This window comes from Neisseriaceae bacterium CLB008, assembly GCA_041228285.1.
GTDB lineage: Bacteria > Pseudomonadota > Gammaproteobacteria > Burkholderiales > Neisseriaceae > JAGNPU01.
Genome location: CP166133.1, coordinates 2,131,653 through 2,149,397, shown reverse-complemented (window position 1 = coordinate 2,149,397; position 17,745 = coordinate 2,131,653). Strand labels below are relative to the sequence as shown.

Genomic DNA, 17,745 nt, shown 5'->3' with positions numbered 1-17,745 from the left:
TGGTAACGCCACCAGAAAAGGAAGGATGATGATGCACGTGATTGCCGATCAATCCTGGGATCATGCCCTAGACTTAACCGAGGGACAGCTTGCTCAGCTGTGTCGTTTACCCATTGGGGAGAGCTTATTTGAGTGTTTGGTGGTGGATTCGCATTATGGCCTTGAGGCTGAAATCGGCCAGCCTTTTTTAGCGGATAGGCTGGGCCATCATCAGCTTATTATTCAATATGAAGGCGTTTATTACGGCAAGCGCGTGATGGTGAAGCAGGGAGCATTTCCTTGGGATCGAGGGCAGGACGATGCCTTGCAGCGGCTTTATGGTTTGAGTTTAACCCCAAGCATTAAACAAACGCTGGGCTGTTACGTTTACAACATCCCGCAATGATGTCGCCTCTGCGGCCTAAGCTGGATTAAATCAACCCGCCATGAGCGGGTTTGTTTGGTTTTTGTGATCGATCAGGATAAGATGGGCGTGATCAGGCAGGTTTCTATTAAATTGAATCCATTCGGTTTTAGGAGGCACTATGTTTGAAGTGGCACTGGATGAACAAGGTAATCACTACATCAATATGACGGAGGCGCAGTTGGCTCAGCTGAGCCGCACCGCCGTGGGCGAGACCCTCTTTGGTTGTCAGGTGTTGCGTTCTGACTACATCGGCGGCGCCGTGGGCATTGACCAACCCTTTTTGGCCAATGGCGTGGGCGAGCACGTATTGGTGTTCCAGTATAAGGCGCGGCTGTTTGGCTGCCAAAGCGTGGTGCGCCCAGACGAGTTGCCGTGGGACACGGGCTTTGGCCATATGGTGCATCCGATATACGATCTGAATTTATCGCCTAAATCCCCGTCTTTATTGCTGCAAGGCTACGCGATTAAATCCCCGTCTTAAGGTTTAGCTTCTGGCCACCCGTAGCCCACCTGCGACACCTTGTGGGCTAAACATGATTTGCCACAGCTGTAGGTTGCGCGCCCGAAAAGCGCCCGCACAGGCGTGCAGGTAATAGGTAAACATGCGCTCAAAGCGATCACCATAATGGCTGGCTAAACTTGGCCAAGCTGCTTTAAATCGCTGTTGCCAAGCCATCAGGGTGAGGTCGTAGTCGGCACCAAAATTATGCCAGTCCTCCATAACGAAAAGGCCTTCGCTGGCCTGACCGATTTGGGCTAACGAAGGCAGCTTACCGTTTGGGAAAATGTATTTTTCTATCCACGGATCGACGCGCTGGCTGGTGTGGTTGGTGCCGATGCTGTGCAGCAAGAAGAGGCCATCGGCCCTGAGGCAGTGGCGCACACGCTGAAAGAAGGTGCGGTAATTTTTAGGGCCAACGTGTTCAAACATACCCACCGACACCACGCGATCAAACGTCTGCGCTAATGTTCTATAGTCTTGCAATCTAATGTCGACGTCTAGGCCTTGGCAATGGGTTTGGGCCAAGCGCTGCTGCGCTACTGATATGGTGAGGCCGACCACGCTGACACCATAGTGGCGTGCTGCATAGGCGGCGAGCCCACCCCAGCCGCAGCCAATGTCTAATAAGGTTTGGCCTGGCTTCAGGCACAGCTTCTCACAAATTAGGCGTAGCTTATGTTCTTGGGCTTCTTCTAAAGTGCTGGCTCTTAGCCAATAGGCGCAGGAGTATTGGAGATGAGGGTCGAGCATGAGGTTAAATAAATCATTGCCTAAATCATAGTGATGTTTTCCTACCTGCCAAGCACGCCGTAGGGATTGGTGGTTAAATAGGCGCGCGCTTAAGAGGCGTAGGCTATCTTGCCAGCGTAGCGGCATGGCGCATTCTAAATCGTTTCTTAACACACGTTCAAAAAACATGTCTAGGCGCTGGCACTGCCACCAACCATCCATATAGCTTTCACCGAGGCCTAAAGAGCCCTCTTTTAAAATGCGTTCAAATAGCTTGGGATGATGCACTTGCAGGTCAAAAGGCTCAACACCATTGATGGTGATGTCAGCCTGCTGTAGCAGCGTGTGCGCCATCCGATACCAGTGATTTTGAGGGGGCTGTATTGGCTCTAGGCAAGCGGTATTCATGCTCTGTCTCCACTAAGGGTTAGGGGCACCATAGAAGGGCGATGGGTCAGTACAACGGCAGTGGTTGTGCGCTAACCTTAGAATACGCTGCTTAAATGAGCCTGAAAACAGGGCTATCTGTTGATTCTATTGTATGTTTTTGTTTGTTATTGGGGGCGGTGGGCTGTCGCCCTGACGGGTAAACAAAAACGCCAGCCTCAAGGATGGGCTGGCGTTCGGTTTCAATGAGTCAAGCTATTGGGCCGATAGCAATTCTTTGGCGTGTTCCAATGTGGTGTCGGTCACCACTTCGCCGCCGAGCATGCGGGCGATTTCCGCCACCCTTTGCTCAGTGTTGAGAACATGAATCTGGCTGACCGTATGCTCTGCGGTTTCGTGTTTGGCCACCTGCCAATGCTGGTCGCCGCAGGCGGCAACCTGGGGTAGGTGGGTAATGGCCAAAACTTGATAGTGTAGGCCCAGCGTTTTTAATGCCTTGCCCACGATTTGCGCCACGCGCCCGCCGATGCCGGTGTCGACTTCGTCAAAAATCAAGGTGGGGACTTTGGTGTATTGGCTGGTGACCACCTGTAGGGCTAGGCTGATGCGCGAGAGCTCACCGCCAGAAGCCACTTTATTCAAGGCCCGCAGCGGCGCCCCCTTGTTCATGGCCACCTGATACTCCACTGACTCCAAACCATAGGCTTGAGGGTCGTCTAGCGGATGTAAAGAGATGGCGAACTGGGCGCCCGCCATGGCTAAGTCTTGCATGTGGGCCGTGGTTTCATCGGCCAGTTTTTGCGCCGCTTCGTTGCGTTTCTTGCTCAGCTTTTGGGCGATGGTGTGGTAGGCTTCATAGGCCTGTTCAACCTGTTTTTCTAAGCTGGCCAAATCATTGGCGGCTTCTAAAGTGGCCAATTCATCGCGCAGCTGCTGATATTTCTGCGGCAGAATTTCAGGTTCGATCCGGTATTTGCGCGCAATATTGACCAGCTCGTTGATGCGGGCCTCTTTTTTGGCCAATTCATTGGGGTCGATTTCAATTTGGCTGCTGACGTCGCGCATGGCGTGGGCCACCTCGCTCAGTTCGGCCTCAATTGAATTTAAGAGGGCGAGGCTTTCTTCAAATTTGGCGTGTACCTGTACCAGTGGACTGAGCTTGTTTTGGCATTGGTAGACCATGCGCAGTAAATTCAGCTCGTCCTCGTTCACCAGCTGTTCGACAAAGCCGGCGGCTTCGAGTAGGTCGGCGGCGTGGGCGAGGGTGTGGTGGCTTTGGCTCAGGTCGGCCCATTCGCCGGCGCTGAGGTTCAGCTCCGATAGCTCGTTGATTTGCCAGTTGAGGCGCTCGCGCTCAACTTCGAGTAGGTCGGATTGAGTTCGGGCTTTTTCTAGGGCCTGCTTTTGCTGCTGCCAGCCCTGATAGGCAAGGCGCACGTCTTTGGCGAGGCTTAAATTACCTGAATATTCGTCCAGTAAGGCACGCTGGGTGGCCTCATTGTTGAGCGAATGGTGGGCATTTTGGCCGTGAATGTCGATTAACTGCTCGCCAACGGTTTTCAGTTGGGCCAAGGTCACGGTTTGGTCGTTGATGAAGCTGCGGCTGCGGCCTTTGGCGTCGATGATGCGGCGAATGGCCAGCTCAGTCTCACCTTCTTGGATGAGGCCTTGTTCCAGCAACAGCGCTTGCGTGTGGGGCAGCTGGCTGATGTCGAAAAGGGCGGAGAATTGAGCATCTTTGGCGCCGTGGCGCACTTGGCTGTAGTCGGCTTTATCGCCCATCAGTAGGCCGAGCGCATCCAAGGTAATGGATTTACCCGCGCCGGTTTCACCGGTTAAAACGGTGAAGCCGGTGTCAAAATCAAGGTGGAGTTTATCCACAATCACAAAGTCAGAAAGCGTAAGCGTCAACAGCATGAATGATCCTAAACTAAGCGTTCGCCCCAATGAAGTTTTTGGCGTAAGGTGCCGTAATAATTGTAGTCTAGCGGATGGAGAATGCGCAGGCTATTTTGGTAGCGGCGGATGAAAATACGGTCTAATTCATCTAAGTCGTACAGCGATTGGCCGTCAAAGTGGATGCGGGTATCCAGCCCTTTGGTCAGCAATACTTCGACCTTGCAGGTGTCGGGAATGGCGATCGGTCGATTGTTCATCGATTGCGGGCAAATCGGCACCAGCGCAATGGCGGGTAAGGTAGGGTGCAGAATCGGGCCGCCAGCGGCCAGGGAGTAGGCGGTCGAGCCAGTTGGCGTGGACACAATGAGGCCATCTGAGCGTTGGGTGTAAACGAATTGACCGTCTACAAACACTTCAAACTCGACCATTTGGCCCATGCCGCTGCGGCTAAACACTACGTCGTTGAGCGCCAGCGAGGTCTTGATGGGTTGGCCTGCGCGCTCAATGGTGGCCTCTAGCAGGATGCGCTCTTCGGGCATGAATTCACCGAGGAACATGGGTTTTAAAACGTCGAGCATGTTCTCGCGCGGAATGTCGGTCATGAAACCCAGGCGACCTTGGTTGATGCCGATGAGGGGGACTTTATAGGGGGCGATTTTGCGCGCCACCGACAGCAAGGTGCCGTCGCCGCCCAGTACCAAGACGAGGTCGCAGACCTTGCCTAAGGTGTCTTTGTCTACGCTTAAGCATACGTCGGAAACGAAGTCGTTTAAGAAGTCGTTGTCGTGGTCTTTTTCTAGGTAAACCTTAATCCCTTGCGCGCACAAGAAGTCGATCAGCAGACTGACGTCTTCTTTTATATTGGGCGTGTCGGGGCGGGTCACCAAACCGACGTGTTTAAATAAGCTATTCATGGCTCTATTCTAAAGGGTTTTTTCATAGTCTCAAAGTGGCTTTGCTGCAAAAGCCATCAGATCGGCTTGCTTTGCTGGTTTTTACGGCAGCCGGCGCTAGACAATGAATCATAAAGAGACCGCCAAGGCGGTCTCTGTGGTGTTATTCGGCGCTAGGCATCGCGCCAAAATTCGGCAAACTTGGCCTTGGCTTTGACGAATTTGGGCGCCACCACGGCCTGGCAATAGCCGCCTGCCTCAGGGTTCTTCATAAAGTAGCCCTGGTGATATTCCTCAGCCGGGTAAAAGGTGGCCGCTGGTTTGACTGCGGTCACAATCGGCCGTTCGTAATGCGGTGCCAGCTCCTCGATGGTGGCTAAGGCCTGAGCCTTTTGGTCGGCATCGGTGTAGTACACGGCACTGCTGTACTGCTTACTGGGCGTGTCGCTGTAGTGTCGCTGATCCACTGCAGTCGGGTCGTGCAGAGCAAACAAGATATTTAACAAGTCTTGGTATTGGATGACTTCTGGGTCGAAGGTCACCTGCACCACTTCGGCATGATTGGTCTCGCCCGCGCAAACGGCTTCATAGCTGGGGTCGATCGTGTCGCCGTCGCTATAGCCAGAAATAGCGGATTCCACGCCTTTGAGTTGACTGAATACTGCTTCAATACACCAAAAACAGCCTGCTGCAAAAAGTGCTCGTGCCATGATGGTTCCTTTTCAAAGAGGGCGTTTAATCACGCCAAAATTCAGCAAACTTGGCCTTGGCGCGCACAAACTTAGGCGCCACCACGGCTTGGCAATAGCCGCCGCGTTCAGGATTCTTTAAGAAATAGCCTTGATGGTAGTCTTCTGCGGTGTAGAACGTCACCGCGGGTTTGACTTCGGTGACCAAGGGGTCAGGATAGTGTGGCGCCAGATCGGCCATAGTGGCTAGGATCTGAGCTTTTTGAGCCTCGTCATGATAATACATGGCGCTGCGGTATTGGGTGCCGACGTCGCCGCCCTGGCGGTTAAGCGAGGTCGGATCGTGTAGGGCAAAGACAATGTTTAATAAGTCTTGGTATTGAATAATATTGGGGTCGAAGCTGATCTGAACCGCTTCTGCATGGCCGGTGGCACCGGTACACACGGCTTCGTAGGTGGGTTTGGGGTCGGCGCCGTCGGTGTAGCCTGCGACGGCGCTGTGGACGCCTTTAAGCTGGCTAAATATAGCTTCGATACACCAAAAGCAGCCGGCGGCAAATGTAGCTTGTTCCATATGATTCCCTTGAGTGAATGTGTTTAATCGTTGTGGGCTTTGATCAGGGCAAAGCGTGGCCGTTCTTGGCCGTCTATATTGACGGTTTCGGCGAACATGTCTAGAGGGCGCACCCACAAATCATACTGGCCATAGAGGGTTCGGTAAACCACTAATTCAGCTTCTGTTTCACTGTGGCGGGCGATGCCCAAAACTTCGTAGTGGGCGCCTTTATAATGCTGGTAAATACCGCGTTTGATCATGGGGTTATCTTTAAGTTATGGATTAAGGTAGGGTGGCAATGGCGGCGGTCAGCTTGGCAAAGAGGCCGTCTGCATCCACGTCGGTGATCCAGTTAGCGTTGGCCGGCTGCGGACCTTTTTGCCACCAGTCAACCACGCTGGCACCCATGGTGAAGGTGCCGTGGGTTTCCACGTTGACGGCAACCTTCTTACCGCTGAAGAGCTCAGGGAACACCGCATAAGCGAGGGCGCAGGGGTCATGCAGAGGGCCGCCGTCTAAGCCAAACTGTTGAATGTCGTAGCGCTCATAGCTTTGCAAAATAGCCGCCAGGCGCGGGCCATTGGCATTGCCCAAGGCTTTGAGTGCGTTCATGCGCGGTTGCGTGACGCAGGCTTTGTGGGTCACGTCCAGCGGTAAGATCGTGATCGGCACGCCGCTTTGTAGCACGATTTGGGCTGCGTGAGGATCGACGAAAAAGTTAAATTCGGCGGCAGGCGTGATGTTGCCGGCTTCAAAATAGGTGCCGCCCATCAGAACGATCTCTTTAATGCCTTCTGCGCACTCCGGTGCCAAGCTTAAGGCTTGGGCAATATTGGTGAGCGGGCCGATGGGGCAGAGGGTAATGCTGTTGGGTGCCGCCGCGAGTAGGGTTTCGATTAAAAATGGCACGGCATGCAGGCTTTTGAGCGGGGTTTGGGGCTCGTGTAGCGGCACGCCGTCCAGGCCATTTTTGCCGTGAACGTCTTCTGCGGTGACCAGCTTTTCAATTAAAGGCTTGGCCGCTCCGGCGTAAACCGGCGTGTGTGGCTGATTGGCCCAGTCGCAAATAATGCGCGCGTTTTTACTGGTTAGTTCAAGGCCCACGTTACCCGCCACCGTGGTGATGGCGGCGATGTCGGCGAGGTTTTGATTGGCAAAGCCAAAGGCCATTAAAATGGCGGCGGCATCGTCTTGACCAGGGTCAGTGTCGATAATAATGATGGGTTTTTGGGTCATAATGGTGAAAAAGCGGTAAAATCGCTTTCTTTCTTCCTCATGAGCTTGTCAATGCGTTTAATTTTAGCCCCTATGCAAGGTTTAGTCGATGACGTGATGCGCATTTTGTTGACCGACATTGGTGGGTTTGATGCTTGCGTCAGCGAATTTGTGCGCATTACCCACACCGTGCACAGTAAACCGACCTGGCTGAAGCATGCGCCGGAGCTGGCCCACAATAGCCTCACCCCTAGCGGCGTGCCCTGCGTGGTGCAGCTTTTAGGCTCAGATGCCCCCAATATGCTGGCCAATGCGCTCAACGTGGTGGATTATGGCGCCCAGCAGATTGATCTGAACTTTGGTTGCCCAGCCCCTACGGTGAACAAGCATAAAGGTGGCGCGGTATTGCTCAAAGAGCCTGAAGCCATTTACGACATTGTGCGCACGCTGCGTCAAGGTCTGCCCGATCACATCGCGCTGACGGCGAAAATGCGCCTTGGTTATGAGGATAAGGCCTTGGCCATCGAGTGCGCCCAGGCGATAGAGGCGGGCGGCGCAGCTGAGCTGGTGGTGCATGCGCGCACCAAGGTGGAAGGCTATACGCCACCGGCCCATTGGATTTGGATTCGCAAGATTGCGCAGGCCATCAGTATCCCTGTGACGGCTAATGGTGATGTGTTTACCTTGGCCGACTATGTGCAAATCAAGCAAGAAACGGGCTGTGCCAGCGTGATGCTGGGCCGTGGTGCCTTGATGCGGCCTGATTTGGCCCGTCGCATTAAAACTTATGAGGCGGGTACGCCTATAGATGAAGTGGCCGAGGCCGACTGGGCACAAATCAATGCATGGTTGATTGAGTTTGTGCATCTGTGCGTGGCCAAAACCGGCAGCGACAGCAAGTATCCCGCGGCAAGGTTTAAGCAATGGCTGGGCATGCTCAAGCTGGTGCATCCCCAGGCGGCGGCGCTCTTTGGCCAGATCAAAACCCTGAAGCAGGCGGAAGACATTTTAGCGGTGCTACAGGCGCAAGCTTAATGGCGGCTAAACTGTTAAAATAAGCGGATCACTCACCACAAGGCGGCAGCATGAAACACATTGCCTCAGCGCAAAACGACACTTTAAAAAACCTGCGTAAATGGCTGAGCCAGACCAAGGCAAGAAAAGCCGATCGAGTCATGGTTTTAGAAGGCATTCATTTGCTCAGTGCCCTATTGGCATCCGGTCAGCGTCCACAGCAGGTGTTTGTACGTGAAGACTGCGTGGGCCACCCCGAAATCTCAGCGTGTCTGTCTCAGCTGCCCAGCGGTACCGCCGTGACGGTGGCGCTTGAGGCTTTTGCCAAGGTAACGGCTTTGACTCATGCGGCAGAAATCATCAGCGTGGTGGCTTGGCCCGAAGCGCTGACGCCGCCATTGTGTGGTTCGGTCGTGGTGTTGGAAAACGTACAAGACCCGGGCAATATGGGCACCATTTTACGCAGCGCCGCCGCTTCGGGCATTTGCGATGTGCTGTTGAGCCCTGAGTGCGTGGACGTGTATTCACCTAAGGTGTTACGCGCAGGCATGGGCGCTCATTTCTTGGTGCGAATCCACACCGAGGTAGCGCTCTTGCCGTGGCTGGCGGCCTACCAGGGCCGCTCATTAGCGACGGCTTTGGATGCGCGCGCTGTGTCAGTGTATGGCGAAGATTTACGTCAAGACGTGGCCTTGGTGTTTGGTAATGAGGGGGCGGGCGTGAGCGCCGCCACCATGGCGGCGGCCGACCAAACCGTGATCATTCCCATGCTGGGCCAAACTGAATCCCTAAACGTGGCGATGGCCGCCACCGTATGCCTGTTTGAGCGCATGCGCCAAATTCTTTAATCACCACTGCTGGTCGTGAGCAGCAGTGGTCATCTTTTCACAACGAGGTAAGACAAGCATGACAACCATGACTTTTGGGGCCGCCGAGCAAAAAGCGCTCGAAACTTTATTAAATCCACAGGCCATTGCCGGCGACTGCATGCGCGTTGACGAAGTGCAGGCTTTTTTTACCGCCTTGGTGTCGGGTCCTGATCCTGTGGTGGTGGCCGACTGGCTCACCGAGATCACGGGCGACGATGCCGGTTTTGACGCCGAAGAAGAGGCGCAAATCGTGGCCTTGGTCGACGCCATGGTGGCCGATCTAAAAACAACCTTGGCCGCTCGCCAGCCGGTGAGTCTGATTTTGTATCCAGACGCCGAGGCCGTGGATGGACTAGACTATTTAAGCTGGAGCAATGCTTATTTATGTGCGCTAGACGTCACCCAAACCGATTGGTTTGAGGCCATTGAGGCGGAAGAGTTTGAAGACTTATTAACCCCCATCATGGCGTTGGCCGGTATGTTTGATGAGCAGCCTGGCCAAGCGGCGCTATTGACGTTTACCGAGCGTGAAATCAAGGTGTTCCAACAGCAGCTGCCTGAAATTGTAGGCATGGTGTATGGCTATTGGCAGCACTTTATGAACCCGGTAAAAACCGTGCGCCGTGAGGGTGATAAGGTGGGTCGTAACGATCCTTGTCCATGCGGCAGCGGCAAGAAATTTAAGGCTTGCTGTAAGCAAAGCCAAGATTAAGCTTAGGCATAAAAAACCCCACGCTCAACCATGATTGAGCGTGGGGTTTTTATTGGCCGCAACTTAGTCCAAAATCACGTGGGGGTAGAAGCGTGATAGGTCTTGCGTGATTAAGCTGTGGTCTTCTCGAATGCACAGGCCGCAGGCTTCATCGCCGACCATCCAGCTGCCGACCAAGGTGTGGCTGTCGCCGAACTTGGGCAAGGGGTAATACTCTTGCACAATATAGCCTTCGGCGCCGTAGGGGCCTTCAGCCTTGGCGAGGGTTTGGCCGCGGTCGATGATTTCGATGTTGGCGCCTTCTCGTGAAAACAGTGGCTTACGTACATAGCGCGACAGCTTATCTGCCTGCTTGTCGCCCTCAAAATAGGCCGCTAATAAATAAGGATGATAGGGGAAAAGCTGCCACAATAAGGGCAGCAAGGCCTTGTTGGATAAAATGCTTTTCCAAGCGGGCTCAAGCCAACGGGTGGGGGCGTCTTTTAGGTGTGGGGCAAAATCTTCACGCAGCATGAATTCCCACGGGTACAGTTTAAACAGTGCGTCTAGATTTTGGTCTTGATAATCGGTGAACTGGCCCTGGGCATTTAGGCCAATGTCTTCAATAAATAAAAACGGTGCGGCCATGCCGGCCTCTTCGGCGCAGTCTTGCAGGTATTGCACCGTGCCGCGGTCTTCGACTGAGTCAAAGCAAGAGGCGAACGACAGCGTGCTCATGCCGTATTGCTGTTTTAAGGTTTTAAAGCGGGCAATCAGCTGTTCTTGAATGCTGTTGAATTGATCAGCTTCACGCGGCAATAGGCCTGCCTCTTGCTGTTCTTCCAGCCACAGCCATTGAAACAAAGCGGTTTCAAACAAAGACGTCGGCGTGTCGGCATTGTACTCCAACAGCTTGGGCGGGCGAATGCCGTCGTAGGCAAAGTCAAAGCGGCCGTATAAAGACGGCTCTTTATTGGCCCAAGAGGTTTTGATCACATCCCAGCTGGCTTCGGGCAGGCCAAACTGGGCCAATAAGGCTTCGCTGTCGACTACTTTTTGCACCGCTTCGAGCGCCATTTGGTGCAGTTCGTTGCTGGCGTCTTCTAATTCGTCAATTTGGCGTAGGGTAAATTGATAGTAAGCGTCTTCACACCAATAGGGCTCACCGTACATGGTGTGAAAGCTAAAGCCAAAGCTTTCCGCTTGCGCACGCCATTCTGGACGTTCGACAATGGGTAATCGATTCATGCCTAGCCCCCGAAGCTGCGACCGCTGCCGCTACGGCTGCCGCCGCTGCGCTGATTGCTGCTGCTCTTATTGCTGGCGGCCGGTGATTGCTTGGCCGCCATTTGGCCAAAGCCGCCGCGCTTGAGGGTTTGGCCAGAGGCCTTGCCAGGCGCTAGGTCGGATGATTTAACCGACATGCTGCGCCCGGAGACGGCAGGGCCGAAGGATTTGCCTTTGGCGTCAAAGAATTGGCCTTTGCCCGCGCCGGCTTTAGGCGTATACAGTGGCTTATTGGCGAACTGATTGGCGCCCATGCCGCCACTCATGCGGCCGAACATATAGGCGGCCATTAAGGGCATCCAGCTCATGCCGCTGCTGGCTTGTTGGGCGACTTCAGTGGTTTGGCCGTCGGCATTGGCCACGGCCGCAGGGGCTTCGGTGCAGCCATCTTTGCCAAACTCTTCCCAGCAAGACACAATGCTGTCGTATTTAGGCGCGGTGGCGGCGGCTTCTTTTTGGGCTTGTTCAAAGGCGGTGGCGCAGGCGGCGGCATCGCTCGGATTGGCGTCAACGCACTGTTGGGCGGTTTCGTAAATGGCCACGTTCTCTGTGGTTTCTGGTGCCGATTCAGTACAGGCGGCTAGGCCTAAAAGGCTGGTGACGGCAAGGGCCACTGGCGATAGGGTGGCGTATTTTTTAAACCGGGCTTTGTTGACGTTGGGGGTTCTTTTTAGAGTGCTCATAAGCTTGTGATTGGCCTGAGTGAATGGATTTGGGCTGATTATCGCATGGATTCAGGCGCTTGGCACGGTTTGCCCTGATATTTAGCCCGAAGGCGCTTAGGGCTGGTTGCTTGAGCGAAAATAAATTGCCGCAATAGGCGCTGTGGCTTTGATATGCAGGGCTTTATTGCGTACAATGGCTTAACAATAAAGGATGGGCATGAATGTATTAATCAGTAATGACGATGGCTATTTGTCGAAAGGCATCAAAACCTTGGCCGACGCCGCGGCGACCGTGGCTTCGGTGCGCGTGGTGGCGCCTGATCGCGACCGTAGCGCAGTGAGTAATTCACTCACTTTGGATCGGCCTTTAAGCATTCGTCAAGCCGATAATGGCTATTATTATGTCAACGGCACCCCAACTGATTGCGTGCATCTTGCCCTACACGCCATGGATGACTTTAAACCTGATATGGTGTTTTCTGGCGTGAATCATGGCGCCAATATGGGCGATGATACCCTGTATTCGGGTACCGTTGCGGCAGCGACGGAAGCCTATCTGATCGGCATTCCTGCGGTGGCGTTTTCGCTTAATGATCGCACCGATCGCTATTTAGACACGGCGGCCCATGTGGTGCGGTTATTTGCTGGTTTTTTTAGCAAGCACCTACCGCAGCAGCCGCTGCTGTGGAACATCAATATTCCGCCGGTGGATGTGGCCGACTTAAAAGGCATTAAAGTCACGCGCCTAGGCCGTCGTCACCACATGCAAAGCATCGTGCCAGCCACCAGCCCTAGGGGTGAAACCGTGTATTGGATCGGCCCGCCGGGCGCGGCGGCAGACAAAGAAGAGGGCACAGATTTTCTGGCCAATGAGCAGGGGTATGTCACCGTGACCCCAATTTCGATTGATTTAACTGACCATCATCAGTTGGGTTATTTATCACAAAGCTTATGTACACTCAAACTATGACGCCAATGAGCGGCCATCCTGCCGCCTATGAATTACGTCGCCAGCGGATGGTAGAGCGCTTGATGCGTCAAGGCGTTCGGCATGAGGCGGTGTTGGCGGCTATGAATCAAGTGCCGCGTCACCTGTTCGTGGAAGAGGCGCTGCGTTCGCGCGCCTATGACGACACGTCTTTGCCTTTGGGCTTGGGTCAGACCATCTCGCAGCCGTATACCGTGGGCCGCATGACGGAGCTGCTGCTGGGCCAGCGTGAAACATTGCCGTCTAAAGTGTTGGAAATTGGCACCGGCTGCGGCTATCAAACGGCGGTGCTGTTGGCCTTAGGTTTGAATGTGTATTCAATAGAGCGAATTCGGGCTTTAAATGAATTGGCCAAACAAAATTTGCGTCAGGCCAAACTTAATCGCGCGCGCTTGGTCTGTTCAGATGGGTACTTAGGTTTGCCGGGGGAGGCACCGTTCGACGCCATCTTGGTGGCGGCCGCGCCGCAAAGCATTCCCCATGAACTATTAATGCAGCTGGCCATAGGCGGGCGCATGGTATTGCCCTTAGAAGAAGAGGGCAAACAGTATTTGTGGCTGATTGAAAAAGAAGCCCGAGGCTATCGTGAAACCTGCATCGAAGAGGCCAATTTTGTGCCTTTGGTGGCAGGTAAGTTGTCATGATGGGTCAATGACGTTTATTATATGACCATCATGGCCAAAATCGATTGATTTTTGCAACAAACCCTTATTAGACATAGAGGTTTTAAGAGATGCGACCACAACAGATAAAGAGAACAGTATTATTCAGCGCCGTTTTGTTGACCACTACCGCGTGTAGCTGGTTGCAACAGCCGCCTGCACCGGTTGAAACGGGCAGCATCGGTGGTGGTACGACAACCCAACAGCCCGTCGTGACCGATCCTTACGGTACCGGCGCGGGCACCACAACGGTAACGCCGGTGGCGCCTCCTGCGACTGGTGGCACCTATACGCCCTCATACGCACCCGTCGACATCAATGCCCGTACCCACACCGTGGTGCGTGGCGACACGGTGTATAACCTGTCTAAACGATACAATGTGCCCCAAGAGTCGCTTCGTTCTTGGAATAATATGGCCGACAACACCTTGTCTTTGGGCCAGGTTGTAAACGTGAAATCACCAACGGCTCAAGGTGTGACTTCGGTGTCTGTGACGCCAGTAACCACCACGCCTCCAACCACTACAACTACGCCACCTACGACGACTACCCCACCGACCACCACGACGGCGGGTGCCGCGGGTGCGGTTTGGACGGTTGATGGCGTACAGTGGTCTCGACCCACTGAGGGCAATGTGGTGACGCGCTTTACCGCGGCCAATAAGGGCATCATTGTGGCGGGCACCATGGGCCAAGACGTGAAGGCGGCCGCCGACGGTAAAGTGGTGTACAGCGGCAGTGGTTTACGTGCCTACGGTAACTTGATCATCGTGCAGCACAACACCGTTTACTTTACGGCTTACGCCCACAACCAAAGCCTCTTAGCGAAAGAGGGTGCCATGGTGAAACGCGGCCAGGTCATTGCCAAAATGGGCAATAGCGACACCGATTCACCGAAGCTGCGCTTTGAAGTACGACAAAAAGGCCAGCCGGTTGATCCGCTTAAGTTTATTAAATACTAAGTCAATCTGTTTGAAAAGCGCACCCAAGGGTGCGCTTTTTTTATGGGTTAGGGCATGTGAAACAGCGTTAAGCAGGGTTGGCTGTTGGTCAAGATTTGCTCGATAGCGCCTTTTTTTGTCACTTAAGTAACATAGTGTGTTAATTTTTTGTCATTTAGTGGGGCATGATTTGAGCGCGGGTTTTATGACCCGTAAAAAAAGTGATTGCACCATGAAATAAGGCTTAAGTGTTAAGAAACGTTATTTTTTGGAGATTGAAAATGCAGCTGTTTTTTAATTTTTTCATAGATAAGTGTTTTACAAGGATTTTTTATTTCAATTTTTTGTTGACAAAATAAAGGCTTTAGATAAAATGTTAACAAAATAACAAGCACACACATCAAAAGAGAAACCAATGTCCAACAATCCCATTGCTCAGCGCATTGAGGCGCAGTTTGCTTCGATGACGCCTACGTTTAAAAAAGTCGCGACTTATATCTTGGCTAATTTAGACTACTTGCCTTACGAAACGGCTGAGACCATCAGTCATGCCGTTGGGGTGAGCGGTGTGACTGTTGGACGGTTTTTTCGCAGTTTAAATTTTAAAAATATTGAGGACGTGAAGCACGAGCTTCGCGCCAACGACGTCAAGCCTTGGCTGGTGACTGACCGCTATGCGGCCCAGCAGCAGCATGCGCCTGATTTGGATCATGCGCTTCAGCGCGAGATCGAAGCCATTCAGCACGCTCATTCCCTGCGTCAAAGCGCTGCCTTTCAACGCATTGTGCATCATTTAGTGCATGCCGATGCGGTGTTTGTGATCGGCGTGCAGTCTATGCGCGGGATCATGAATCATTTCTTTGCCTTGCTGGAATATCTGCGCCCCCGCGTGTATTACGCCGAGGGCAGCTCTGGCACCTATCTAGAATCGCTCAACAGCGAAATCGACAATCCCTACATCATCACTAGCGACATGCGCGCCTATGCTAAGCAAACCAAACGGTTGTGCCAGGCCGCGGCGGAGCAATCGCTGCCGTTTGCTCTCATTACCGACGTGTATTGTCCGTGGGCGCATGAGTTAGACGGCGATGTCTTGATGGTGCGTACCGAAACCGGCCAGTTTTGGGATTCGCTGTCGCCGCTGGTGTCGGTATTGAATCTATTGCTGAGCGAGGTTGCGCTACAGCGAGGAGGCGATTTAAAAGGTCGACTCGAGAAAAACAAACAGCTGCAGGCCTTTTTTGGCCAATTCGAAGCCTAGGTTTTATTTCTTCAGGCTGTCACACGGCAGCCACTCTTAACCATAAAAATAATCAAAGCATCAAGAGGAGACTGCTGTGTCAGCGACCCAATTACCTGCTATTGTGATCAAGGCCGAACCCGACTGGGCGGCCGTCATGCGCACACCCATTCAAGCCATCGCTGAGCCTTTAGTTAAGATCAGTGAACAGCCCCGTTTACAGATACGTTCAGCCTATTTTGCCGACCAAATCCGCGGCGCCTTGCCCGATATTTGGCTGCGTGCCGGCGTGGCGCAACGCTTAGAACATGCATTGAGCCTGTTGCCTCCTCATTTGGGCCTGCGTCTTTTAGACGGTTGGCGTCCGTATGAGGTGCAAGTGGCCTTACGTGACATCGTTGCGGATGAGCTATTGCTGAGCATGCCTGAGGCCAGTGTCAAAGAGCGCTTACAGGTTTTAAACCAGTTTGTGGCCATGCCCAGCACGGCAGCAGATGCGCCCAGCCCACACCTTACCGGCGGCTCGGTGGACTTAACCTTGTTTGACGTTGCAAGCGACGAAGCCATCGACATGGGCTCTGCCTTTGACAGCGCAGAATTGGCGTCGTGGACGGCTTTTTATGAGGCTGAGGCTACCCGCTCGGGGGCCATTAATCAACATCGACGTCTGCTGTGCCACGCCATGGCGCAGGCAGGCTTTACCAATTTACCGACAGAATGGTGGCACTTTGATTGTGGCAACCAGCTGTGGGCGCACTACTCGGGCCAAATGCATGCGGTTTATGCGGCAGCCGAGCTTTAATCGTCAATCATCAACAATAAAAACAACATATTAGTACTTTGTACTGAGGAGAATAGCATGACATCTTGGATTGCTGCAGACAACACGTTTGGCCTTTGGGCCTTCATTATGGTGAGCGCGACCGCTGCCATTGTTTTGGAACAACGCTATCAGTGGGCGGCAAAGCTCTCTGGCGCCGTGATCGCTTTGATCATTGCGTTATTTGCGTCTAACTTTGGCCTGGTGCCGACAGATGCCCCCGTGTATGACGTGGTGTGGGGCTATGTGGTGCCGTTGGCGATTCCCTTGCTGTTATTTCAAATCAACATTCACACGATTTTTAAAGAAAGTGGTCGCTTGCTGTTCATTTTCTTGCTCAGTTCCATCGGCACGATGGCCGGTGTGGTGTTGGCGTTCTTTGCCTTAAAAAACTACATTCCTGAGTTGGATAAAATCAGCGGCATGATTGGCGCTTCTTACACGGGTGGTGGGGTGAACTTTGCCGCCATGGTGGCCAAGCTTGAGCCTTCTCAAGACATGGTCGCTTCGACCACGGTGGCAGATAACTTGATGATGGTGGTTTACATCATCATCTTGATCGGCATGACCGGCATGCGTTTCTTCCGCAAGAACTACCCAACGCCACACATCAATGCATTTGAGAACGAAGCCAAAGAAGCCAGCGGCCAAACCTCTTCAGAAGCTTATTGGCAGCCGCGCGCCATTGGTTTGAAAGACATTGCGATTAACCTAGCGGCCTCTATGCTGTTGGTGGGCCTGTCATTTAAAGCATCGGCTTTGTTAAAAGGACATTTTTCACCAGAAGGCGGCATCGTTCAGGAAATGATTTTTGGCCTGTTTACCGATAAATACCTCTTGTTGACCAGCTTTACCTTCTTGGCTTTGTTGATCTTTAAAAAGCCATTCTCGAAGCTAAGCGGCAGCCAAGAGCTGGGTACTTACGGCATTTACATCTTCTTTGTGGTGATCGGCCTACCTGCTTCTATCCCCATGATTTTGGCTAATGCGCCGTTGCTGTTTGTGTTTGTGTTCATCGTGATGATCGTGAATCTATTGATCAGCTTGGGCTTTGGTAAGCTGTTTAAGTACAACCTCGAAGAAATTTTGTTGGTGTGCAACGCCAATATTGGTGGCCCAACCACGGCTGCGGCCTTGGCCATCAGTAAGGGTTGGAAAGCTTTGGTTGGCCCAATCTTAGTAGTGGGGACGGTGGGCTACATCATCGGTAACTACGTCGGTACGATTTTGCACATTGCTTTGTCTAAGTTTCTGTAAGTCATTTGATCAACAACCCCTAGGGATAAAACCCT

Annotated in this window: 20 protein-coding genes; 11 read left to right on the top strand and 9 right to left on the bottom strand. The window is 53.1% G+C overall.

Going from position 1 to position 17,745, the window contains the following annotated elements; translation table 11 throughout:
* Window positions 1–28 precede the first annotated feature (28 nt).
* Window positions 29–385, top strand: coding sequence for a hypothetical protein (locus AB8Q18_09910; GenBank protein ID XDZ50510.1), 357 nt, complete (start codon window positions 29–31; stop codon window positions 383–385).
* Between the two features lie 139 nt (window positions 386–524).
* Window positions 525–887: a hypothetical protein gene (locus AB8Q18_09905; protein ID XDZ50509.1), complete on the top strand. Its 363-nt coding sequence runs from the start codon at window positions 525–527 to the stop codon at window positions 885–887.
* 3 nt (window positions 888–890) lie between these two features.
* On the opposite strand, the gene cfa is transcribed toward AB8Q18_09905, so the two are convergent.
* From cfa to AB8Q18_09870, 7 genes are all read right to left on the bottom strand, one after another.
* A complete protein-coding gene (gene cfa, locus AB8Q18_09900) occupies window positions 891–2,045 on the bottom strand; it encodes a cyclopropane fatty acyl phospholipid synthase (GenBank protein XDZ50508.1) in 1,155 nt (384 codons plus the stop codon).
* A 234-nt stretch (window positions 2,046–2,279) separates the two neighbouring features.
* Window positions 2,280–3,941 carry a DNA repair protein RecN gene (gene recN / locus AB8Q18_09895; GenBank protein XDZ50507.1) on the bottom strand — a complete coding sequence of 554 codons (1,662 nt, stop codon included), beginning with the start codon at window positions 3,939–3,941 and terminating at the stop codon, window positions 2,280–2,282.
* Between the two features lie 8 nt (window positions 3,942–3,949).
* Complete coding sequence (locus tag AB8Q18_09890) at window positions 3,950–4,837, bottom strand: NAD(+) kinase (protein XDZ50506.1); 888 nt, start codon at window positions 4,835–4,837, stop codon at window positions 3,950–3,952.
* Window positions 4,838–4,989: 152 nt separating this feature from the next.
* On the bottom strand, window positions 4,990–5,526 hold the full coding sequence (msrA, locus tag AB8Q18_09885; protein ID XDZ50505.1) for a peptide-methionine (S)-S-oxide reductase MsrA: 537 nt from the start codon (window positions 5,524–5,526) through the stop codon (window positions 4,990–4,992).
* 25 nt (window positions 5,527–5,551) lie between these two features.
* Window positions 5,552–6,079, bottom strand: a complete 528-nt coding sequence (gene msrA, locus AB8Q18_09880; GenBank protein XDZ50504.1) for a peptide-methionine (S)-S-oxide reductase MsrA — start codon at window positions 6,077–6,079, stop codon at window positions 5,552–5,554.
* Window positions 6,080–6,102: 23 nt separating this feature from the next.
* Entirely contained in the window at window positions 6,103–6,321 is a 219-nt protein-coding gene (locus AB8Q18_09875; protein XDZ50503.1) for a DUF1653 domain-containing protein, read from the bottom strand.
* Window positions 6,322–6,343: 22 nt separating this feature from the next.
* Window positions 6,344–7,297 carry a nucleoside hydrolase gene (locus AB8Q18_09870; protein ID XDZ50502.1) on the bottom strand — a complete coding sequence of 318 codons (954 nt, stop codon included), beginning with the start codon at window positions 7,295–7,297 and terminating at the stop codon, window positions 6,344–6,346.
* A 51-nt stretch (window positions 7,298–7,348) separates the two neighbouring features.
* Here AB8Q18_09870 and AB8Q18_09865 point away from each other — a divergent pair, with 51 nt between their 5' ends.
* The 3 genes from AB8Q18_09865 to AB8Q18_09855 are packed head-to-tail and all read left to right on the top strand — an operon-like array spanning window position 7,349 to window position 9,871.
* The gene (locus tag AB8Q18_09865; protein ID XDZ50501.1) at window positions 7,349–8,311 is read left to right on the top strand and encodes a tRNA dihydrouridine synthase; all 963 of its coding nucleotides are present in this window, start codon (window positions 7,349–7,351) and stop codon (window positions 8,309–8,311) included.
* 50 nt (window positions 8,312–8,361) lie between these two features.
* Window positions 8,362–9,138 carry a TrmH family RNA methyltransferase gene (locus AB8Q18_09860; GenBank protein ID XDZ50500.1) on the top strand — a complete coding sequence of 259 codons (777 nt, stop codon included), beginning with the start codon at window positions 8,362–8,364 and terminating at the stop codon, window positions 9,136–9,138.
* Between the two features lie 58 nt (window positions 9,139–9,196).
* Entirely contained in the window at window positions 9,197–9,871 is a 675-nt protein-coding gene (locus AB8Q18_09855) for a UPF0149 family protein (GenBank protein XDZ50499.1), read from the top strand.
* 63 nt (window positions 9,872–9,934) lie between these two features.
* Here the strand turns inward: AB8Q18_09855 and AB8Q18_09850 are convergent, their stop codons facing one another.
* Window positions 9,935–11,098 (bottom strand): glutathionylspermidine synthase family protein, encoded by a 1,164-nt coding sequence (locus tag AB8Q18_09850; protein XDZ50498.1) that lies wholly within the window; start codon window positions 11,096–11,098, stop codon window positions 9,935–9,937.
* A 2-nt stretch (window positions 11,099–11,100) separates the two neighbouring features.
* Complete coding sequence (locus tag AB8Q18_09845; GenBank protein XDZ50497.1) at window positions 11,101–11,820, bottom strand: DUF1190 domain-containing protein; 720 nt, start codon at window positions 11,818–11,820, stop codon at window positions 11,101–11,103.
* A 199-nt stretch (window positions 11,821–12,019) separates the two neighbouring features.
* Here AB8Q18_09845 and surE point away from each other — a divergent pair, with 199 nt between their 5' ends.
* The 6 genes from surE to AB8Q18_09815 all read left to right on the top strand — a co-directional run bounded on the left by surE (window position 12,020) and on the right by AB8Q18_09815 (window position 17,710).
* Window positions 12,020–12,772: a 5'/3'-nucleotidase SurE gene (gene surE / locus AB8Q18_09840; GenBank protein XDZ50496.1), complete on the top strand. Its 753-nt coding sequence runs from the start codon at window positions 12,020–12,022 to the stop codon at window positions 12,770–12,772.
* Window positions 12,754–13,434, top strand: a complete 681-nt coding sequence (locus tag AB8Q18_09835) for a protein-L-isoaspartate(D-aspartate) O-methyltransferase (protein ID XDZ50495.1) — start codon at window positions 12,754–12,756, stop codon at window positions 13,432–13,434. The genes surE and AB8Q18_09835 overlap by 19 nt, the downstream gene beginning before the upstream one ends.
* Before the next feature lie 89 nt (window positions 13,435–13,523).
* Window positions 13,524–14,414, top strand: a complete 891-nt coding sequence (locus tag AB8Q18_09830) for a peptidoglycan DD-metalloendopeptidase family protein (protein ID XDZ50494.1) — start codon at window positions 13,524–13,526, stop codon at window positions 14,412–14,414.
* Window positions 14,415–14,808: 394 nt separating this feature from the next.
* Entirely contained in the window at window positions 14,809–15,654 is an 846-nt protein-coding gene (locus AB8Q18_09825; protein ID XDZ50493.1) for a MurR/RpiR family transcriptional regulator, read from the top strand.
* A 76-nt stretch (window positions 15,655–15,730) separates the two neighbouring features.
* The gene (locus AB8Q18_09820) at window positions 15,731–16,435 is read left to right on the top strand and encodes a M15 family metallopeptidase (GenBank protein XDZ50492.1); all 705 of its coding nucleotides are present in this window, start codon (window positions 15,731–15,733) and stop codon (window positions 16,433–16,435) included.
* 57 nt (window positions 16,436–16,492) lie between these two features.
* Window positions 16,493–17,710 carry a DUF819 domain-containing protein gene (locus AB8Q18_09815; protein ID XDZ50491.1) on the top strand — a complete coding sequence of 406 codons (1,218 nt, stop codon included), beginning with the start codon at window positions 16,493–16,495 and terminating at the stop codon, window positions 17,708–17,710.
* Window positions 17,711–17,745: the final 35 nt, after the last annotated feature.